The organism is Phycisphaerales bacterium, from assembly GCA_035627955.1.
GTDB lineage: Bacteria > Planctomycetota > Phycisphaerae > Phycisphaerales > UBA1924 > JAEYTB01.
Map to the genome: position 1 here is coordinate 32,984 of DASPKU010000016.1, position 15,082 is coordinate 48,065.

Here is a 15,082-nt window from a genome sequence, read left to right on the forward strand (position 1 = left end):
GGCCCGACCTACACTCGGTCCTTCTGAAAGGACCGCGTATGGCCGACCCCACCCCTGCTCCCACTCCCACCCCCGCGCCCGCGGCTGGCCCCGAGGCGAAGCCCACCATTACCTTCGACGAGTTCGCCAAGGTCGACCTGCGTGTAGCGAAGATCCTCAAGTGCGAGCCGCACCCCAACGCGGACAAGCTGTTCAAGCTGCAGCTGGATGACGGCAGCGGCACGCCGCGCCAGATCTGCGCGGGCATCCGACAGGCCTACACGCCCGAGCAGCTCGTCGGCAAGACGATCATCATCGTCGCGAACCTCGCGCCCCGCATGCTCCGCGGCGAGGAATCGCGCGGCATGCTGCTGGCCGCGAGCGACGCGCCGAAGGACGGCGGCGTTGAGCGGCGCGTGGTCGTTCTGACCACACTGTCGGACATGCCCCCGGGATCCATCGTCTCCTGACGTTCAGCGCTTCGGCGCGGTGGTCGCATCGGGCGCGGGCTTGTCGCCGTCCTTGGGGCGAGACTCGCTCCGCTCTCGGGCGCGGCGTTCACCGAACTCCCGGACGCGCTTCGCCATCTCGTCGATGGCCCCGTTTCGCGTTGAGCGCTTCTTCTGCACGTCGTTCTTCAACTCTTCCAGACGACGCGTCAGGCTCTCGATCTCGTGCTCCTGGAGTTCGAGGCGGGTGTCGAACTGGGTTGAAAGCGCGGCGCGGAGCTCGGCCGTGGCTTGCTCGATCCGGGCCGGGTCCTTGGATTCACGGGCCTCGCGGTCGACGCGGATGGCCTCCACGACCTTCGCCTGCCCGTCGATCTCTCGGACGCGGAGCATAAACAGCTTGGGATCGGACTTGCGGACGCCTTCGGCTTCGAGCACTCGTGGGATGATCCGCATCAGCGCCCGCTCTGCCCGCTCCGGCTCGGTTTTCTCGTACTCTTGCATCCGGGTGGCGATATCCGGCAGGTGCTCGCGCATGAACGCCATGGCGTGGGCCTTCTGCTCGGGCGTGGGCGGGTGCTCGAGACGACGTCCTGTGCTGCGGTCGCCCAGCGCCTCGGCCAAGCCACCGGGGTCGCCGCCCATGCGGATGCGAGGCTCACCGTTCGGGCCGCCTGGACCGCCGGGCCCATGCTCGGGGCGCGGCCCACGCTCGGGCCGCAAGTCCACCCCGCGGAGGGCCTCACGCACAGGGGTGCCCTGCTGGATCTTCTGGATTGCCTCGCGCACGCGCTCGCGCCGCTCGTCCAGGTCCTGGAGAGTGCGGTTGAGCAGGCGCGTGGCCTCGGCGGGGTCCTCGGGCACCTCGCGCCTCGGCTCGGGCCGCTGTGTCCCAGGCTGCTGGGGCTGCTGTGGCGGCCACTCGCGACTCTCCACAGGCCGACCCTGCGCCAACACGTTGGCTGAGAGCGCCGCGACCGACAGCAGGATCAGCGGAATCCGTCTCACATTGCCTCCTCGTAGCTCTCGCCGGTGCCGATGGTCTCAAACTCGCTCCGCAGGTCCGACGCCTTGTTCGAGAGCAGGTCGAGCTCATCGCCGAAGTCATCATCGAACACCACCGACGCAATGGTCCAATCGTCGACGGAGGGCGCGCTGGGCGCAGCCGCCATGAGCTCGGTCCCGGCGGGAGCGGTGGGGGACGCCCGATGCGTGCCAAGCCACGTCAGCGCCGCCGTTGCGGCGATGGCAAATCCCGCGGCGATCCGCAGGGCCGTGCGGCGGCTGCGGGTGTACGTCACCGTGGTCGTGACCGTCTCTGTGCCGACCAGCCGCAGCGGGGGGCGCGAGGCGTTCTGGAGCACCGGCAGCGAGGCCGCGAAGACGCGGCTCTCCAGGCCGGCGTCGCCGCGGTCCTCGAAGGCGAGACGGTCGATCTCCGAGGCCAGGGCCAGGAGTTCGCGGTCGTTCAGGTGCGGGTTGTCATTCATCATCCACCTCCGCTGCCGACTTCTGCTCGCTCGCCTCCAGGGCGTCGCGGAGCTTCTTGAGCGCCCGGTGGTGCCGGGCCAGCAATGTTCCAACAGGTTCTTCGAGCACTTCCGACATCTGCTTGAAGCTGAGCCCGCCGTGGTGCCTCAGCTCGATGATCTCGCGGTCCGCCTCCGACAGGTCCTCCATCGCCAGCCGCAGCCTCGAGACTGCGCCCGCATCGAACGCCGGCGCCTCCTCGCGTCGCCCCGGCTGGTTGGCCAGCACCTCGGGGTCGTGCGACTCGGGCCGCCGCCTCGCCTTCCTCACCGTGTCCCGCACGCGGTTCATCGCGACGCGGAACAGCCAGGACTCGAACCTTCCAACCTCCGTGTACTCGCCCCCTCCGACCTTCGCGGCCACTGTCGCGAACACCGACTGGGCGATCTCCTCCGCCACGTCGTCATTCCTGCACCGGCTCTTGGCGAGGGCGTACACCCTGCGGCTGTACCGGGCCACCAGCTCACGCCACGCCGCGGGGTCGCCGCGGGAGGCCGCCTGAAGCAGGTCTGCGAGTTCCTGCGTTGGGTCCTGACTCACACCCAGCGCTCCATCAGAGGGTGAAACGCACCAAACCGACACCTATTGCCCGCCGCAGAACGCAAAGTGCCCCCCGATGTGTCCCCTCGCTGGGTATTCTCTGCCCCCATGGCCCGGGTAGCGTACACAGTCACCGCGACTTTACCGGACGAGCCCACCCGGGATCGGTATGAACGGTGGTTGACCGGCGGGCATGTCCAGCAGGTGGTGGAGGGCGGGGCCAGCTCTGCCCTGGTGGTCCGGCTCAGCGATCCCCCGATGTCGGTGCAGAGCCGGTACGAGTTCCCCTCCGACGCGGCTTACCAAGGGTACCTTCGGGACCATGCTCCACGATTGAGGGCGGAGGGGCTGGCGCTTTTCGGCCCCGGTTCTGGGGTGGTTTTCAGGCGGGAAGTCGGAACGATCCTTGAGTTCGATCCTTGAATAGGTGGTCGGCGTACGTCCGAGCCGGTCAGCTGGCGTGCCCTAGGACGAGGTAGGAAGACCCGGTTTGGATCAGGTGACAGACGAGGTCCTATTCGAGCAGTACCGGGGGGGCGACCGCGCGGCCTTCCGAACGCTTATCGAACGCCACCAACCGGAGCTGCTGCGGTTCCTGATTCGACTGGTCGGCGATCAGGCGGGCGCGGAGGACGTGTTCCAGGAAGCGTTCCTTCAGGTGCACCTTGCGGCCGATACGTTCGACGCGACCCGCCGCTTCCGCCCATGGCTTTTCACGATTGCCGCGAACAAGGCCCGGGACTACCTGCGTAGGAAGGGTCGTCGCCGCACGCTTGAGCTTTCCGCCCCTGTTGACAGGGGGGGAGATTCAGGGGAGGCGGGATCGTTCGTGGACCTCATGGAGGTGCGTGTTCCGGCGCCCAGCGACGCGCTGGACAAGGACGAGACCAACCGGCAGGTGCAGAAGGCTCTGGACGAACTCCCGCTGATTCTCCGGGAAATCTTGCTTCTGGCGTACTTCCAGCGCATCAGTTACGCACAGATCTCCGACGAGTTGGGCATCCCGCTGGGGACGGTCAAGTCCCGTCTGCACGCCGCGGTCGCGGCCTTCGCCAAGAAGTGGAAGATGATCGACGAGCAGCGCCGCCCCAAACCGTGAGCAACGCACCATCGTACCAGCCCTTGAAGCACCTACACCTTTCCAGTGACGCATGACCGATCTCCCGAACCACACTCACCACCATCAGCTTGTCGGCGCGGATGCCGATGCGGTTGACGCCCTGATCGACGCGGGCTTCGACCTTTCTCGTGTGCCGCAGGCGATGCACGTGCGGGCGGGCCAGGCCGCGGCCCTGATGGGCCTTATCGGCGGCGCTGAGAGCGGCGACGGGAAGACCCTGATCGACGTGACGATGGCGCGCCTGGCGCGGATCGCGAACCCCATTGCGGATGTCGATGCCGTGCTCTCCGCCGACGACGCGGAGGCGCTGGATGCGTATGTGAGCGAGGGCTTCCGCGCGGGGAAGGTGCCGTCGTCGCTGCGGGCGCGGGCTGAGCGGCTCGAGGGCCTGGGTCAGCTGCTGACCGACGGCCCGGCGATCAACAACACGCTGCTCATCGAGCGCACGATGCGCGCGGTCTCGGCCGCGGGCCGCCCGGCGCAGGAGCTGTCGCCGGCCCGCACGGGCGGGTTCCGCTTCGCGGACCTGATCTCGGTGGCCGCGGTGCTGCTGATGGGTGTGGCGGTGGTGTGGCCGGTGATGTCGACCGCCAAGTCGTACTCCACGCGCTCGGATTGCATGGCCAATCTCGCGGGTATTGCGTCGGCGTTCGGACGCTACACCAACGACTTCCGCGATCAGCTGCCGATGGCGGCTGCGTCCTTCGGCGGCTCATGGCTCAACGTCGGCACCACGCCCGAGCAGAGCAACTCGGCCAACCTGTACACGCTCGCCCGCACGGGCTACACGCCGTTGGAGACCCTCGCGTGCGAGGGCAACCCGATGGCCTGCCGCACCCCGGCCGCGGCGGGGAGCCACGACTGGAAGTCGCTCCCGGAGGTCTCGTACAGCTACTACATCATGTTCGGCAAGGATCGGCCCAGCCCGGTCTCCAACCCCGGGACGGTGATCTTGACCGACAAGTCGCCGGTGCCGGTACGGCTGGCCAATGGCGAGGTCTTCCCCTTCCCCAACGAGAACTCCCCCAACCACGCCGGGCAAGGCCAGTTTGCTCTGCGGGCGGACGGCTCGGCGCTGTGGGCGACCACCCCCCAGGTCGGGTCGGACAACATCTGGATGAACCGCCAGCAGGAGAAGGTCTGGAACGCCATCCAGCCGCAGCTTGCGGAGGTGAAGCGGAACCTTCCCAAGCACGTCAAGGGGACGCTCCTGATTCGGGTGGAGGGGGTGCCGATGGAGTGGCTGATGGACGGGGCGCAGCTTCCGGCGGACGGCAATGACGTGTTCGTGGGCCCGTGAGCCGGCACATCGAGCGCCGGTAGGGTTCGAATCGGGCTCCGCCCCTGTGGAACGCTGAAAACCGAAGGTCTATAGTCCGGGCCCGGCGTTGACCGGGCTTATCGATTTGGAGTTTCCCGGCCATGCCGAAGAACAAGAACCACAAGGGCCTCGCGAAGCGGATGCGGATCACCAAGACCGGCAAGATCCGCCACCGCTCCGCTAACCACAAGCACTTGCGCTCGGGCAAGGGCGGCAAGCGCCTGCGTCAGCTCCGCAAGGACCCCTACATGTCCTCCGCGGACGCCAAGCGGCTCGAGAAGCTCCTGTTCCGCCGCCTCCGCGGGCGCAACGCCCCCAAGGCCGCGCTCCGCCGCAGCCCCTCGCCCGCGGAGCGTCGCGCCGCCCGCGCTGAGAAGGCCGGCGCCGCGAAGGCGACGGCCAAGAAGGACTGAGTTCGTTCCATCCACCCGTCTGCCGGGACCAAAGCCGGCGGGAGACTCCCGCCGCCCCGTTCAGGCCCAGTTTCGGAGTTTGACCTATGCCTCGCGTTCGTAAGGGTGCGGCCCGCGCCCAGGCTCGTAAGCGGATTCTTCGCAAGGCCCGCGGCTACTTCGGCACGAAGCACCGCCACAAGTACCAGGCCGAGAACGCGGTCATCCGCGCCGGCGTGTACGCCTACCGCGACCGTCGCCGCATCAAGCGCGACTACCGCCGCCTCTGGATCATCCGCATTACCGCCGCGTGCAAGATGCGTGCGACGCGCTACAGCCTGTTCATGAACGGGCTGCGCATGGCCGGCATCACGCTCAACCGCAAGATGCTCAGCCAGATCGCCATCGAGGATCCCAAGCTGTTCGACGGGCTGGTCAAGACCGCCCTGAAGGCCAGCCGGGCCACGCCCGCGAAGGTCGCCTGAGTTCTTCAACAGTGATCGATCGAAGGCCCCGCAAACCGCGGGGCCTTTTTCGTTCCTGAAGCCGGGGTGGTAGGCTTCCGGCTGAGCGAGGAGGCAAACTGATGATGGGCTCTGGCTGGTGGTTCGCGGAGTACTGGAACGTGCTGCCGATGCTGGCCGTCGGCTGGGCGTTCTGGGTCATCACGTCGGTGTGCCTGCACGAGCTTGCGCACGGCGTTGCGGCGATCCGTCTGGGCGACGACACGCCCATTTACACCGGCCACATGACGTGGAACCCGGTGGTGCACATGGGCAAGATGTCGCTGATCATGTTCGCGCTGGTGGGCATCACATGGGGCGCAATGCCGGTGAACCCGTCGAACTTCAGGCACCGCTATGGCGACGCGATCGTGGCGTTCGCAGGTCCGCTCTCGAACCTGCTGATCTTCCTGGTACTGATGCCGATCCTGATCGGCTGGACGCGGTACGCCGCGGGCAATGTTGATCCGGTGCTGTTCAAGAACATGCACGTGTTCCTGAACGCGGGGTGCGCGATCAACCTGATCCTCTTCATGTTCAACCTGCTGCCGGTGCCGCCGCTGGACGGGTCACGGATCGTGGGCGACTTTTTCCCACGGTTCAACGAGTTGTGGCGCGGGCCCAACCGAGAAATTGTGGCGATCGGCGCGTTCGTACTGGTGTTCTTCGTGGTGGGCCGGCACGTGGCCAGCTTCGCATTCCGCGTGAATATGGCGGTGCTTGATCAAGGCGTGACGCTGCTGGGCGGGTGAGCGGGTCAAGCCTTGCTGCAGCTGTTTAGCGCGGCATGGCCGCGCCGCAGAGCTTGTAGAGGACGCGGGCGCCCACGTTCGCGTCCCACTCCGGGGCCTCCTCCGCGCCGGGCGCGACCTCCACAAGGTCGAAGCCGACCACGGTCTTGCCGCTCTCGCGGAGCATCTGCAGGATCAGCGAGGCCTGATTGAACGACAGGCCGCCGGGCACGGGGGTGCCGGTGTTCGGGCAGAGCGAGGGGTCAAGCGCGTCGATGTCGAAGGAGACGTAGACCTTGTCGGGCAGAGCGGCGATCACCGACGCCGCGAGGTCGTTGAAGCGGGTGCCGTTGCCGAGCTGCTCCGCCCAGACGTCGTCGTAGCGGACTTCGACGCGGCCGCCCTGGGCGCGGGCGAACTCGAGCTCCCGCTCGCCGACGTCGCGGATGCCGACCTGCACGAGCTTGGTCACCTGCGGGATACGCGAGAGCACGTTGTGCATGATCGACGCGTGCGACCACGCGAAGCCCTCGAAGGCCTCGCGGAAGTCCATGTGGGCGTCCAGGTGCAGGATGCCGATCGCGCCGTAGTGCTCGGCGACGGCGCGGATGGCCCCGAAGGGCACCGAGTGCTCGCCGCCGAGCAGGCCGGGGATCTTGCCCGCGTTGAGCACGAGCTTGGTCTGGTGGTAGGTGAAGGCGTTGACCTGCTCGCACGCGGCGTTCACCTGGTGCAGGATGCGCTGGTCCTCCTTCGCATCGCCAGTCGTGCCGCCGCCCTCGATGAGCGGCGCCGCCAGTTCCCCCGCGCGGTCCGACAGGTGGCGGATCTCAGCCGGGCTCTCGTGCATGAAGATGCCCTGCTCGTACACGCGCCCGAAGCGGCGGTCGTAGAGGTCGACCTGCATGGTGGCGGTGCGGATGGCCTCGGGCCCGTCGGCGGTGCCGCGCCGGTAGGAGGTGGTTGCATCGAAGGGCACGGGCAGCAGCATGATGCGGCTCTCCTGCAGCGTGTGCGGGAGGCCGAAGATGCCGGTGCCGGGTGCGGCCGCTGCGTCGGGGTCAAAGGGCATGGGAGGCTCCGAGTGAGGGCGGAAGCGTAGCGGGGCCGGGTTATGCTTGGGCCGTGAAGTATGTGGCCATCATCCTGGCGGGCGCGGCCGGCGAGCCAGCGGAGGCTCTCGGCGGCAAGACGCCGCTGGAGGCGGCGACGCTGCCGAACCTGACGCGACTGGCCGCGGCGGGCCGGGTGGGGTGCGCATACACACTGCCCGAGGACCTGCCGCCCGCGCCCGAAGTCGCGGCGATGTCGATCCTGGGCTACAGCCCGCTCGAGTTCCCGGTGGGGCGGGCGGCGCTGGAGGCGCTGGGTGCGGGCGTGCAGCTGCGGGCTGGTGAGTGGGTGCTGCGGGTGTCGTTCGTCACGATGGGAGAGGTCGAGGAAGAAGCGGGGCTGCTGGTCGATGCTTCGCCCGAGGGGCTGACCGAGCGCGAGGCCCGCGTGCTGCTGACGGACCTGCTGGGACACTGGCGGGCGACGCAGCCGCAGCTGGTTGGGGGCCTCTCGATCGCGCCGGGCACGGGCAAGCGGCTGATGCTGGTGGATGGGTCGGGCGCGTCGTACCAGAAGGTGATGACCTCGCCGCCGATCGCTGCATGGCAGGAGGCGGTGAAGGATCACTGGCCCAGCGGCGGCGCGGAGGGCACGCGGCTGCGGCGGTTGATGGAGTCCTCGCAGGCGTTCCTCAGCAGGCACGAGGTGAACCTGGCGCGGGCCGAGCAGGGGCTTCGGCCGGCGAACATGGCGTGGCTGTGGGGGCAGGGCACCGCGGTGACGCTGCCGCCACTGAAGGAGCGGCTAGGTGTGCGTGGGCTGATGTTCTCGGGCGACGAGGCGGTGGGCGGGCTCGCGGTCGCGGCGGGGCTGGACCGGCAGCCGGTGTTCTGTGGACTGGATGGCGACGAACTGGGGCTGGATGCGCTTGCAGAAGCTGTGAGCGACGGCCTGCGGCGCGCCGACCTCGTCTGCTGCTATCTCGAAGAGCCGCTCCACGCGTCATTGCGCGGCGATCCGCACGAGAAGGTGGCCGTGCTCGAGCAAGTCGACGCCCGTCTCATTGGCCCGCTCATCCGCGACCTCGATGAGTCGTACGGCGACCCCGCTGCCGACGCGGGTGCGGAGGGCTGGCGGGCGCTGGTGATCAGTGATGTCACGGCGAGCAGTGAGCGGCGGCAGGTCCTGGGCGGGCCGGTGCCGTTTGTGATGGCCGGGGCGTGGGTGCGGTCGGTCTTGGAGCGGCCGTTTACCGAAGAAAGTGCCGCGGCGAGCGACCTGCAGATCAACCCGGGGCACGAACTCATGGAATACTTCCTGAGGGGCGGGCTGGCATCGGTGAGGGCACGGGCGCGATGAGCGAGGAACGCAAGCACGACGACCGCTTCCCGCCGCCCAACCGCGTCGAGCCCGCGGAGAACGCGACGCCGTATGAACTGGCCCCCGAGCCGGAGCCGGTGCCTGTGCCGGAAGCGCCTCCAACACAGGCGACGCCTCCGCCTCCTGCGCCAGCGGAGCCCAAGGCAGGCAAGCTCTCCGACAGCGGCCTCATCGACGACTTCGACGACGACGCCGACTTCGACAAGGACCCGGAGGTGGAGCGGGTCATGAAAGGTGAGCCGGACGAGGCGGCGGAAGCCGCGGGCCCGGCGATCGACCCTGAGCGCCGCAAGCACCGGCTCGTGAAGCCGGCGGGCGACCCGCAGGTGTACGCGATGATCGGCGGCGGCATCGCGATCGCGGCCGCGATCATTTCGGGGTACAACAACCAGGAGCACTGGTTCCTCTCGGGTGTGCTGGCGCTGTACATGTGCCTGTTCAACACGATTACGGGTGTTGGGGCGATTGGGGCCGTGGCGTACTTCGAGCAGGCGCGGCTCGGCAAGGTGAAGCACGCCGCGCCGCGCATGCTAATCACGGTGGCGGCGGGGTCGCTGGTTCTCAGCATCGGCGTGGGCGGGTACAACGTCATTACCGCGCCGCTAGGGATCGCCACGTACCTGGGGCTGCTCGCGGTGCTGTACCGCTGGCCGCCGGTGCGGGTGCTGCGGGTCGCGGCCCTGCACGCGGCCATCATGGGGGCGCAGTACTTCGCGATGCTGCTCTATGCGTGGGCGGTGGGGGCGTAGTGGAGCGACAGCCGCCCTCATCTGAGCGTGCACACGCCGCGCTCGTGCACGCGTTCGGGCGCGAGCCTGTCGCGGTGACGCAGGCGCCCGGGCGTGTCAACCTGATCGGCGAGCACACCGACTACAACGACGGGTACGTCATGCCCACGCCGATCCCGCTGATGTGCAGCGTGGCGGTGGGGCTTGGCGGGCGCGAGCACGAGGTGGTCGCGGCGGCTCTGGGCGAGCGCTGGCCGTGCGGCGTGGAGGCGGTGGTAGCCGGTGATGCGGCAAACGCGGGTGTGCGGGCGGGCTCGTGGGCGAGTTATGTGTTCGGTGTGATGCACGAGGTGCAGGCGGTGCTCGCCGCGCGCGGCGCGGGAGCATTGCCGGCGGTGCAACTCGCGATTGCGAGCGACGTGCCCATCGGTTCGGGGCTGTCGAGCTCGGCGGCACTTGAGGTGGCGGTCGCGCGGGCGCTGCTGGAGGAGGAAGTCTGGGGCGGGGCCGCGCCGGCGCTCGACCCTCTCGAGGTAGCGCAGCTCTGCCAACGGGCCGAGCACCGCTTCGCGGGTGTGCCGTGCGGGATCATGGACCAGCTCGCCAGCGCCGCCGGTGTGCCAGGCGTCGCCAGCGTGATCGACTGCCGCACGCTCCAGACACGGCACGTGCCACTGCCCGACCACCGGATCGCGCGGTTCCTGGTCATCGACTCGGGCGTGCGGCACGCGAACGCCTCAGGCGAGTACGCGGCCCGCCGACGTTCCTGCGAGGCCGCGGCCCGCGAGTTGGGCGTGAACGAGTTGCGAGACGCCGACGCCTACATGCTCGAGCACGCCCGCGCGGCCCTGCCGCCGGAGGTCTACCGCTGCGCCCTGCACGTGGTGAACGAGAACCCGCGGGTGCTCATGGCCGCAGAGGCGATGCGCGGCGGGGACATGGAGCGGCTCGGCGGGCTAATGAACCTCTCACACGCGTCGCTCCGTGACCTCTACCGCGTGTCGTGCCCGGAGGTGGATCGATTGGTCGAAGCACTCCAGAGCACTGAGGGGGTGAAGGGAGCCCGGATGACCGGCGCCGGGTTCGGCGGGTGCGTGGTAGCCCTCGTTCCCGCAGGCCACGAGAACGCCGCGCTGCAAGCCGCGGCGCGCATCATCGGTCTTCAGGTCAGCGCGCTCTGGCTCGGCAGTCAGTGACCGCCGGCGCTCGGCCCACCCTCGTCCGCCTCGCGGTGCATCCACTTCGTGAGCAGCGGCGACAGCACCAGCACGATGGCGGCCGAGATGCACGCGGCGATGCCGATCTTGCCGAACACCTCGCCGTACACGCCCACCGTCTCCTGGGGCGGCGGCAGCACCTTGGGGCCTTCCTCGCCGTGGCCGACGCCCGTGAGGGCGGCGATCAGGCCGGCGAGGAAGTTGGAGAACGCGGTGGCGAGGAACCAGCCGCCCATGACGGTGCTGACCATGCGGGCCGGCGAGAGGCGGGTCACCATCGACAGCCCGACGGGAGAGAGGCACAGCTCTCCGGTGGTGTGCAGCATGTAGCCGATCACCAGGAAGGCCATCGCGGTCATGCCGCGGTCGGTCCCGTTCTTGGCCGCGTACCAGAAGACAAGGAAGCCAAGCCCCAGCTGCGCCAGTCCAAGCGCGAACTTGATGGGTGTGCTCGGCTCCCACCCGCGCTTGCCCAGGAAGCTCCACAGGGACGAGAACACCAGGCCGAACACCATGATGCACACCGGGTTCACGGCCTGGAAGACCGTGGTCTTCACCTCGGTGCCCGCGTACTCACGCCCGACGTGCTCGGGGAGCACGGTCCAGGGGATGTTGGGGCGGGCGGGGGTGCCCTTCAGGTCGTTCTTCGCGCGGTACTCCTCTACCGCCTTCTCAATTTCGGTGAGGCTGACGGAGGTGCCGTCCGCCCGCCTGAGACCAACCAGGGCCTGGTTCGCGGGGACCTCGATCGTCGTGCCCACCTGCTCCTGCGTGAACGTCGAGGACTGGACCACGCGGTCCACGTTGCGGTCGGTGAAGTTGTTGACCGAACTGCCCGCCTGCTCGAAGAAGGCCCAGAACAGCATTGAGAAGAACATCATGATGAGCACGACGATCAGCCGCTCACGCTCGATCTTGGGCGAGCGGATCGCCGACACCAGGATTGTGCCCAGGGCCAGGATGCCGAAAGCGGTCAGGCACCAGCCGGCGATCTCGCTCCGCTGCACGAGGAATGCGAGGACCGGCACCGCCAGGATGGTCCCGCCGTAGACCATGAACTCATGGGCGCGGCTGGGCTGCTTGGCCGGACGGCCGGCGGCGTCGGGGATGCCGCCCTTGCCCATGGCGGCGGCCGCCACGAACGCGGCGACCAGCAGGGCGATCCCAACGGGAGCGTTCACCGCCAGCATCAGCTTGTCGTTCTGTCCGATGTAGACCATGCTGGCGGCCACCGCGAGGGCCCCGAGCACGACCAGCGCCTGCGTGATCAGACGCGGGGCGACGAAGATCGCCACGCCGATCAGCATGCCGATGGTCGCCAGGCCAAAGCCGTAGTGCCAGCCGTAGGTCTCGCCAACGTACCCGCACAGCAGGGGAGCCAGCGCGGCCCCCAGGTTGATGCCGATGTAGAAGATGGTGAAGCCGGCGTCGCGCTTGCCGCTGCCCTTGGGGTAGAGCGAGCCCACGATCGTCGAGATGTTCGGTTTGAAGAAGCCGTTGCCCGCGATGAGAAGGGCGAGGGCACCGAAGAACGCCGTCTGGTTCTCCAGCGTCATCAGCAGGTGACCGGCCGCCATGAGCAGGCCGCCGAACACCACGGCCTTTCGCGCCCCCAGCAGCTTGTCGGCGAGCATGCCGCCAATGAAGGGTGTGGCGTAGACAAGGGCCGTGTAGGCCCCGTACACCGCGTACGCCTCTTTGTCCCCGTACTGGAGGAAGCCCTTGAGCATGTAGAGCACGAGCAGGGCCCGCATCCCGTAGTACGAGAAGCGCTCCCACATCTCGGCGAAGAAGAGCGTGAAGAGCCCGACGGGGTGGCCCAGCAGCTGCGGCTGGTTGCTCGGGTCAAAGGACGACGACGTAGCCTGGCTCATGCAGTGGAACCTCGTGGCCGCGGGGCGGCGTGGGGGCCAGCATAACCGAACCCTTCACGGACGGAAACCGGGGTGGCTCGTTTCGGGTCGTTCGGTTCAGGCCTGCCACCGCACCTCACCGCCCGTGATCGTCGCCCTCAGCCACCGGTCGTCCCAGGCGTAGAGCAGGTGCGAAAGCGGGTCGTGGGAGCTGAGCCACTGGGTGGTGGGGCGGATGACGAGCAGGTCGGCGGTATTGCCGGGCTTGAGTTCGCCGGTGTCGGACAGGCCGAGGAGGGCCGCGTTCCAGCGGGTGATCTGGCTCCACGCGGCCGGGCCGGCCTTGGCGTGGTAGCCGAGCTGCCGCTGGGTCTCGAGCATGGCCCGTGCGACGCGGACCATGGAGCGGTCGGGGCCGCCGGCGACGTCGGAGCCCAGCGCCATGAGTGCACCGGACCGCAAGGTCCGTTCGCGGTCCATCTCGCCGGCCATCAGGAAGCGGTTGGCGGTGGGGCAGTGGGCGACGATGGCGCCGGTCTTCGCGACGGTGGCGAGGTCGTCGGAGTCGAGCCACACGCCGTGGGCGAGGAGGGTGCGTGGGGTGAGGAGACCGGCGTCCTTGTAGACCTCGAGGTACGACCTGCCGGGGAAGAGCTGGCCGACGAGGTCAATCTCGGGCTGGGTCTCGCTCAGGTGCGTCTGGATGTGCCAGTTCGTGGCCTTGGCGAGCTTGCCGGCCTCGTTCAGCAGCTCGCGGGTACAGGCGACCGCGAAGCGCGGCGTAACCGCGGGGGCGATCCGGCCGATGGCCCGGAGCCGCGAAGCAGACGCGACGGATTCGCGTGCGGGACGGCAGAGGTCCTTGGGCGCATTGCGGTCCATCAGCACCTGGCCGATATAGCCGGAAAGGCCGGCCTTCGCGCACACCTCGATGGCCGCCTGGGCGCTCTCGTGGTGCACGGTCGCGTACGCGGCGATATTGGCGGTGCCGAAGCTCAGGAGCTCGCGGGCGACCCGCTCGCACATGGCCGCGGCGTAACCCACATCGGCCCACTTGAGCTCCGCGGGGAACACGGCCCGATCCAGCCACGTCAGCAGCTCCAGGCCGTCGACACCGATGGAGTCGAACTGCGGCAGGTGCACGTGAGCGTCGACGAAACCGGGGGTGATGAGGAAGTCGGGACCGCCGAAGTCCGGGCTCGCGTGGATGCGGGGGGCGATGGACTCGATGCGGCCGCGCCGGACGATGAGGCTGCCCTCGGCGAGCTCGAGCGTGCCGTTAGCGTCGGGGAGCAGGAGATGGCCGGTGATCAGCAGGTCCATGGGGTCTGCTGAGAGTACGGGGCGTGCAGGGGCGCGGGGCCGAACTCCGCACGCACCGCCCCGGTATAGTGCGGGCGTATGGGCTCTGACCTTGCAAGCGCGATGATCCAGCGTTTCAGCTCCCGCCAGGCGACGGTGGGGGTGGTGGGGCTGGGGTACGTCGGCCTGCCGCTGGTGCGCGCGATGCACGAGGCGGGGTTCCGCGTCGTCGGGTTCGACATCGACGACCGCAAGATCGAGATGCTCAAGGCGGGCGAGCCGTACCTCAAGCATCTGGGGGCGGAGCTGGTGCGGTCGCTCGCGGCGAGCGAGCGGTTCACGCCGACGGACAACCCCGACGACCTGCGGGCCTGCGACGCCATCGCGGTTTGCGTGCCGACGCCGCTGGGCAAGCACCAGGAGCCCGACCTCTCGTATGTGCAGCGCTCGATGGAGATGGTGGCGCGGGTGCTCAAGCCCGCGGCCCTCGTTTCGCTTGAATCGACGACCTACCCCGGCACCACGCGCGAGCTGTGCCTGCCGATCCTGGAAGGGAACCAGCGCACCTGCGGGCAGGACTTCTTCCTCGTGTTCTCGCCCGAGCGCGAGGACCCGGGGCGGCAGGGCGTGGAGACGCGGACGATCCCGCGCCTGGTGGGGGGGATCGACGAGGCCAGCACGCGTGTGGGCGCGGCGTTCTACTCCGCGGCCATCGAGAAGGTGATCGCGGTGGAGTCGGCGGAGGTGGCGGAGGCCGCGAAGCTGCTGGAGAACATCTACCGGTCGGTCAACATCGCGCTGGTGAACGAGCTCAAGCCCGTGCTGGCGGACATGGGCATTGACATCTGGAAGGTGATCCGGGCCGCGGCGACCAAGCCTTTCGGGTTCCAGCCGTTCTACCCGGGGCCGGGGCTGGGCGGGCACTGCATCCCGATCGACCCGTTCTACCTCACGTGGAAGGCCCGCGAGGTGGGCATGCCCACG

16 protein-coding genes are annotated in these 15,082 nt (G+C 68.7%); 10 read left to right on the plus strand and 6 right to left on the minus strand.

Translation table 11 applies throughout. The features are described from left to right. Nucleotides 1-38 precede the first annotated feature (38 nt). Nucleotides 39-449: a methionine--tRNA ligase subunit beta gene (gene metG / locus VD997_14195; GenBank protein ID HYE63141.1), complete on the plus strand. Its 411-nt coding sequence runs from the start codon at nt 39-41 to the stop codon at nt 447-449. Nucleotides 450-452: 3 nt separating this feature from the next. Here metG and VD997_14200 read toward each other — a convergent pair whose 3' ends face one another. From VD997_14200 to VD997_14210, 3 genes are read right to left on the minus strand one after another with little or no spacing between them, the layout of a single operon-like run. Further along, nucleotides 453-1,436 (minus strand): hypothetical protein, encoded by a 984-nt coding sequence (locus VD997_14200; GenBank protein ID HYE63142.1) that lies wholly within the window; start codon nt 1,434-1,436, stop codon nt 453-455. Further along, a complete protein-coding gene (locus tag VD997_14205) occupies nt 1,433-1,918 on the minus strand; it encodes a hypothetical protein (GenBank protein HYE63143.1) in 486 nt (161 codons plus the stop codon). Before VD997_14205 ends, VD997_14200 begins: the two co-directional genes overlap by 4 nt. Beyond that, the gene (locus VD997_14210; protein HYE63144.1) at nt 1,911-2,498 is read right to left on the minus strand and encodes a sigma-70 family RNA polymerase sigma factor; all 588 of its coding nucleotides are present in this window, start codon (nt 2,496-2,498) and stop codon (nt 1,911-1,913) included. Before VD997_14210 ends, VD997_14205 begins: the two co-directional genes overlap by 8 nt. 499 nt (nt 2,499-2,997) lie before the next feature. Here VD997_14210 and VD997_14215 point away from each other — a divergent pair, with 499 nt between their 5' ends. The 5 genes from VD997_14215 to VD997_14235 all read left to right on the plus strand — a co-directional run bounded on the left by VD997_14215 (nt 2,998) and on the right by VD997_14235 (nt 6,586). Continuing rightward, complete coding sequence (locus VD997_14215) at nt 2,998-3,597, plus strand: sigma-70 family RNA polymerase sigma factor (GenBank protein ID HYE63145.1); 600 nt, start codon at nt 2,998-3,000, stop codon at nt 3,595-3,597. Nucleotides 3,598-3,649: 52 nt separating this feature from the next. Then, the gene (locus VD997_14220) at nt 3,650-4,918 is read left to right on the plus strand and encodes a hypothetical protein (GenBank protein HYE63146.1); all 1,269 of its coding nucleotides are present in this window, start codon (nt 3,650-3,652) and stop codon (nt 4,916-4,918) included. 122 nt (nt 4,919-5,040) lie between these two features. Beyond that, on the plus strand, nt 5,041-5,352 hold the full coding sequence (rpmI, locus tag VD997_14225) for a 50S ribosomal protein L35 (protein HYE63147.1): 312 nt from the start codon (nt 5,041-5,043) through the stop codon (nt 5,350-5,352). A gap of 86 nt (nt 5,353-5,438) precedes the next feature. After that, entirely contained in the window at nt 5,439-5,816 is a 378-nt protein-coding gene (gene rplT, locus VD997_14230; protein HYE63148.1) for a 50S ribosomal protein L20, read from the plus strand. Nucleotides 5,817-5,917: 101 nt separating this feature from the next. Continuing rightward, the gene (locus VD997_14235) at nt 5,918-6,586 is read left to right on the plus strand and encodes a site-2 protease family protein (protein HYE63149.1); all 669 of its coding nucleotides are present in this window, start codon (nt 5,918-5,920) and stop codon (nt 6,584-6,586) included. Nucleotides 6,587-6,611: 25 nt separating this feature from the next. On the opposite strand, the gene VD997_14240 is transcribed toward VD997_14235, so the two are convergent. Continuing rightward, nucleotides 6,612-7,637, minus strand: coding sequence for an agmatinase family protein (locus tag VD997_14240; GenBank protein HYE63150.1), 1,026 nt, complete (start codon nt 7,635-7,637; stop codon nt 6,612-6,614). 53 nt (nt 7,638-7,690) lie between these two features. Between VD997_14240 and VD997_14245 the strand changes: the two genes are divergently transcribed. The 3 genes from VD997_14245 to galK are packed head-to-tail and all read left to right on the plus strand — an operon-like array spanning nt 7,691 to nt 10,922. After that, on the plus strand, nt 7,691-8,977 hold the full coding sequence (locus VD997_14245; GenBank protein HYE63151.1) for a hypothetical protein: 1,287 nt from the start codon (nt 7,691-7,693) through the stop codon (nt 8,975-8,977). Next, a complete protein-coding gene (locus tag VD997_14250; GenBank protein ID HYE63152.1) occupies nt 8,974-9,747 on the plus strand; it encodes a hypothetical protein in 774 nt (257 codons plus the stop codon). The genes VD997_14245 and VD997_14250 overlap by 4 nt, the downstream gene beginning before the upstream one ends. A 44-nt stretch (nt 9,748-9,791) precedes the next feature. Next, nucleotides 9,792-10,922 carry a galactokinase gene (galK, locus tag VD997_14255; GenBank protein ID HYE63153.1) on the plus strand — a complete coding sequence of 377 codons (1,131 nt, stop codon included), beginning with the start codon at nt 9,792-9,794 and terminating at the stop codon, nt 10,920-10,922. Here the strand turns inward: galK and VD997_14260 are convergent. Further along, nucleotides 10,916-12,817, minus strand: coding sequence for a peptide MFS transporter (locus VD997_14260; GenBank protein ID HYE63154.1), 1,902 nt, complete (start codon nt 12,815-12,817; stop codon nt 10,916-10,918). The two genes, galK and VD997_14260, sit on opposite strands and share 7 nt — an antisense overlap. 96 nt (nt 12,818-12,913) lie before the next feature. After that, a complete protein-coding gene (locus VD997_14265) occupies nt 12,914-14,119 on the minus strand; it encodes an amidohydrolase family protein (protein ID HYE63155.1) in 1,206 nt (401 codons plus the stop codon). A 78-nt stretch (nt 14,120-14,197) separates the two neighbouring features. Here VD997_14265 and VD997_14270 point away from each other — a divergent pair. Then, a partial coding sequence (locus tag VD997_14270) for a nucleotide sugar dehydrogenase (GenBank protein ID HYE63156.1) occupies nt 14,198-15,082 on the plus strand: 885 nt, incomplete at its 3' end.

Excerpts from the sequence above, each read along its gene's own strand:
- VD997_14205 (HYE63143.1), bottom strand. The coding sequence starts at position 1,918 with ATGAATGACAACCCGCACCTGAACGACCGCGAACTCCTGGCCCTGGCC.
- VD997_14260 (HYE63154.1), bottom strand. The coding sequence starts at position 12,817 with ATGAGCCAGGCTACGTCGTCGTCCTTTGACCCGAGCAACCAGCCGCAG.
- VD997_14265 (HYE63155.1), bottom strand. The coding sequence starts at position 14,119 with ATGGACCTGCTGATCACCGGCCATCTCCTGCTCCCCGACGCTAACGGC.
- rpmI (HYE63147.1), top strand. The coding sequence starts at position 5,041 with ATGCCGAAGAACAAGAACCACAAGGGCCTCGCGAAGCGGATGCGGATC.
- VD997_14235 (HYE63149.1), top strand. The coding sequence starts at position 5,918 with ATGATGGGCTCTGGCTGGTGGTTCGCGGAGTACTGGAACGTGCTGCCG.
- VD997_14240 (HYE63150.1), bottom strand. The coding sequence starts at position 7,637 with ATGCCCTTTGACCCCGACGCAGCGGCCGCACCCGGCACCGGCATCTTC.
- metG (HYE63141.1), top strand. The coding sequence starts at position 39 with ATGGCCGACCCCACCCCTGCTCCCACTCCCACCCCCGCGCCCGCGGCT.
- VD997_14250 (HYE63152.1), top strand. The coding sequence starts at position 8,974 with ATGAGCGAGGAACGCAAGCACGACGACCGCTTCCCGCCGCCCAACCGC.
- rplT (HYE63148.1), top strand. The coding sequence starts at position 5,439 with ATGCCTCGCGTTCGTAAGGGTGCGGCCCGCGCCCAGGCTCGTAAGCGG.
- VD997_14220 (HYE63146.1), top strand. The coding sequence starts at position 3,650 with ATGACCGATCTCCCGAACCACACTCACCACCATCAGCTTGTCGGCGCG.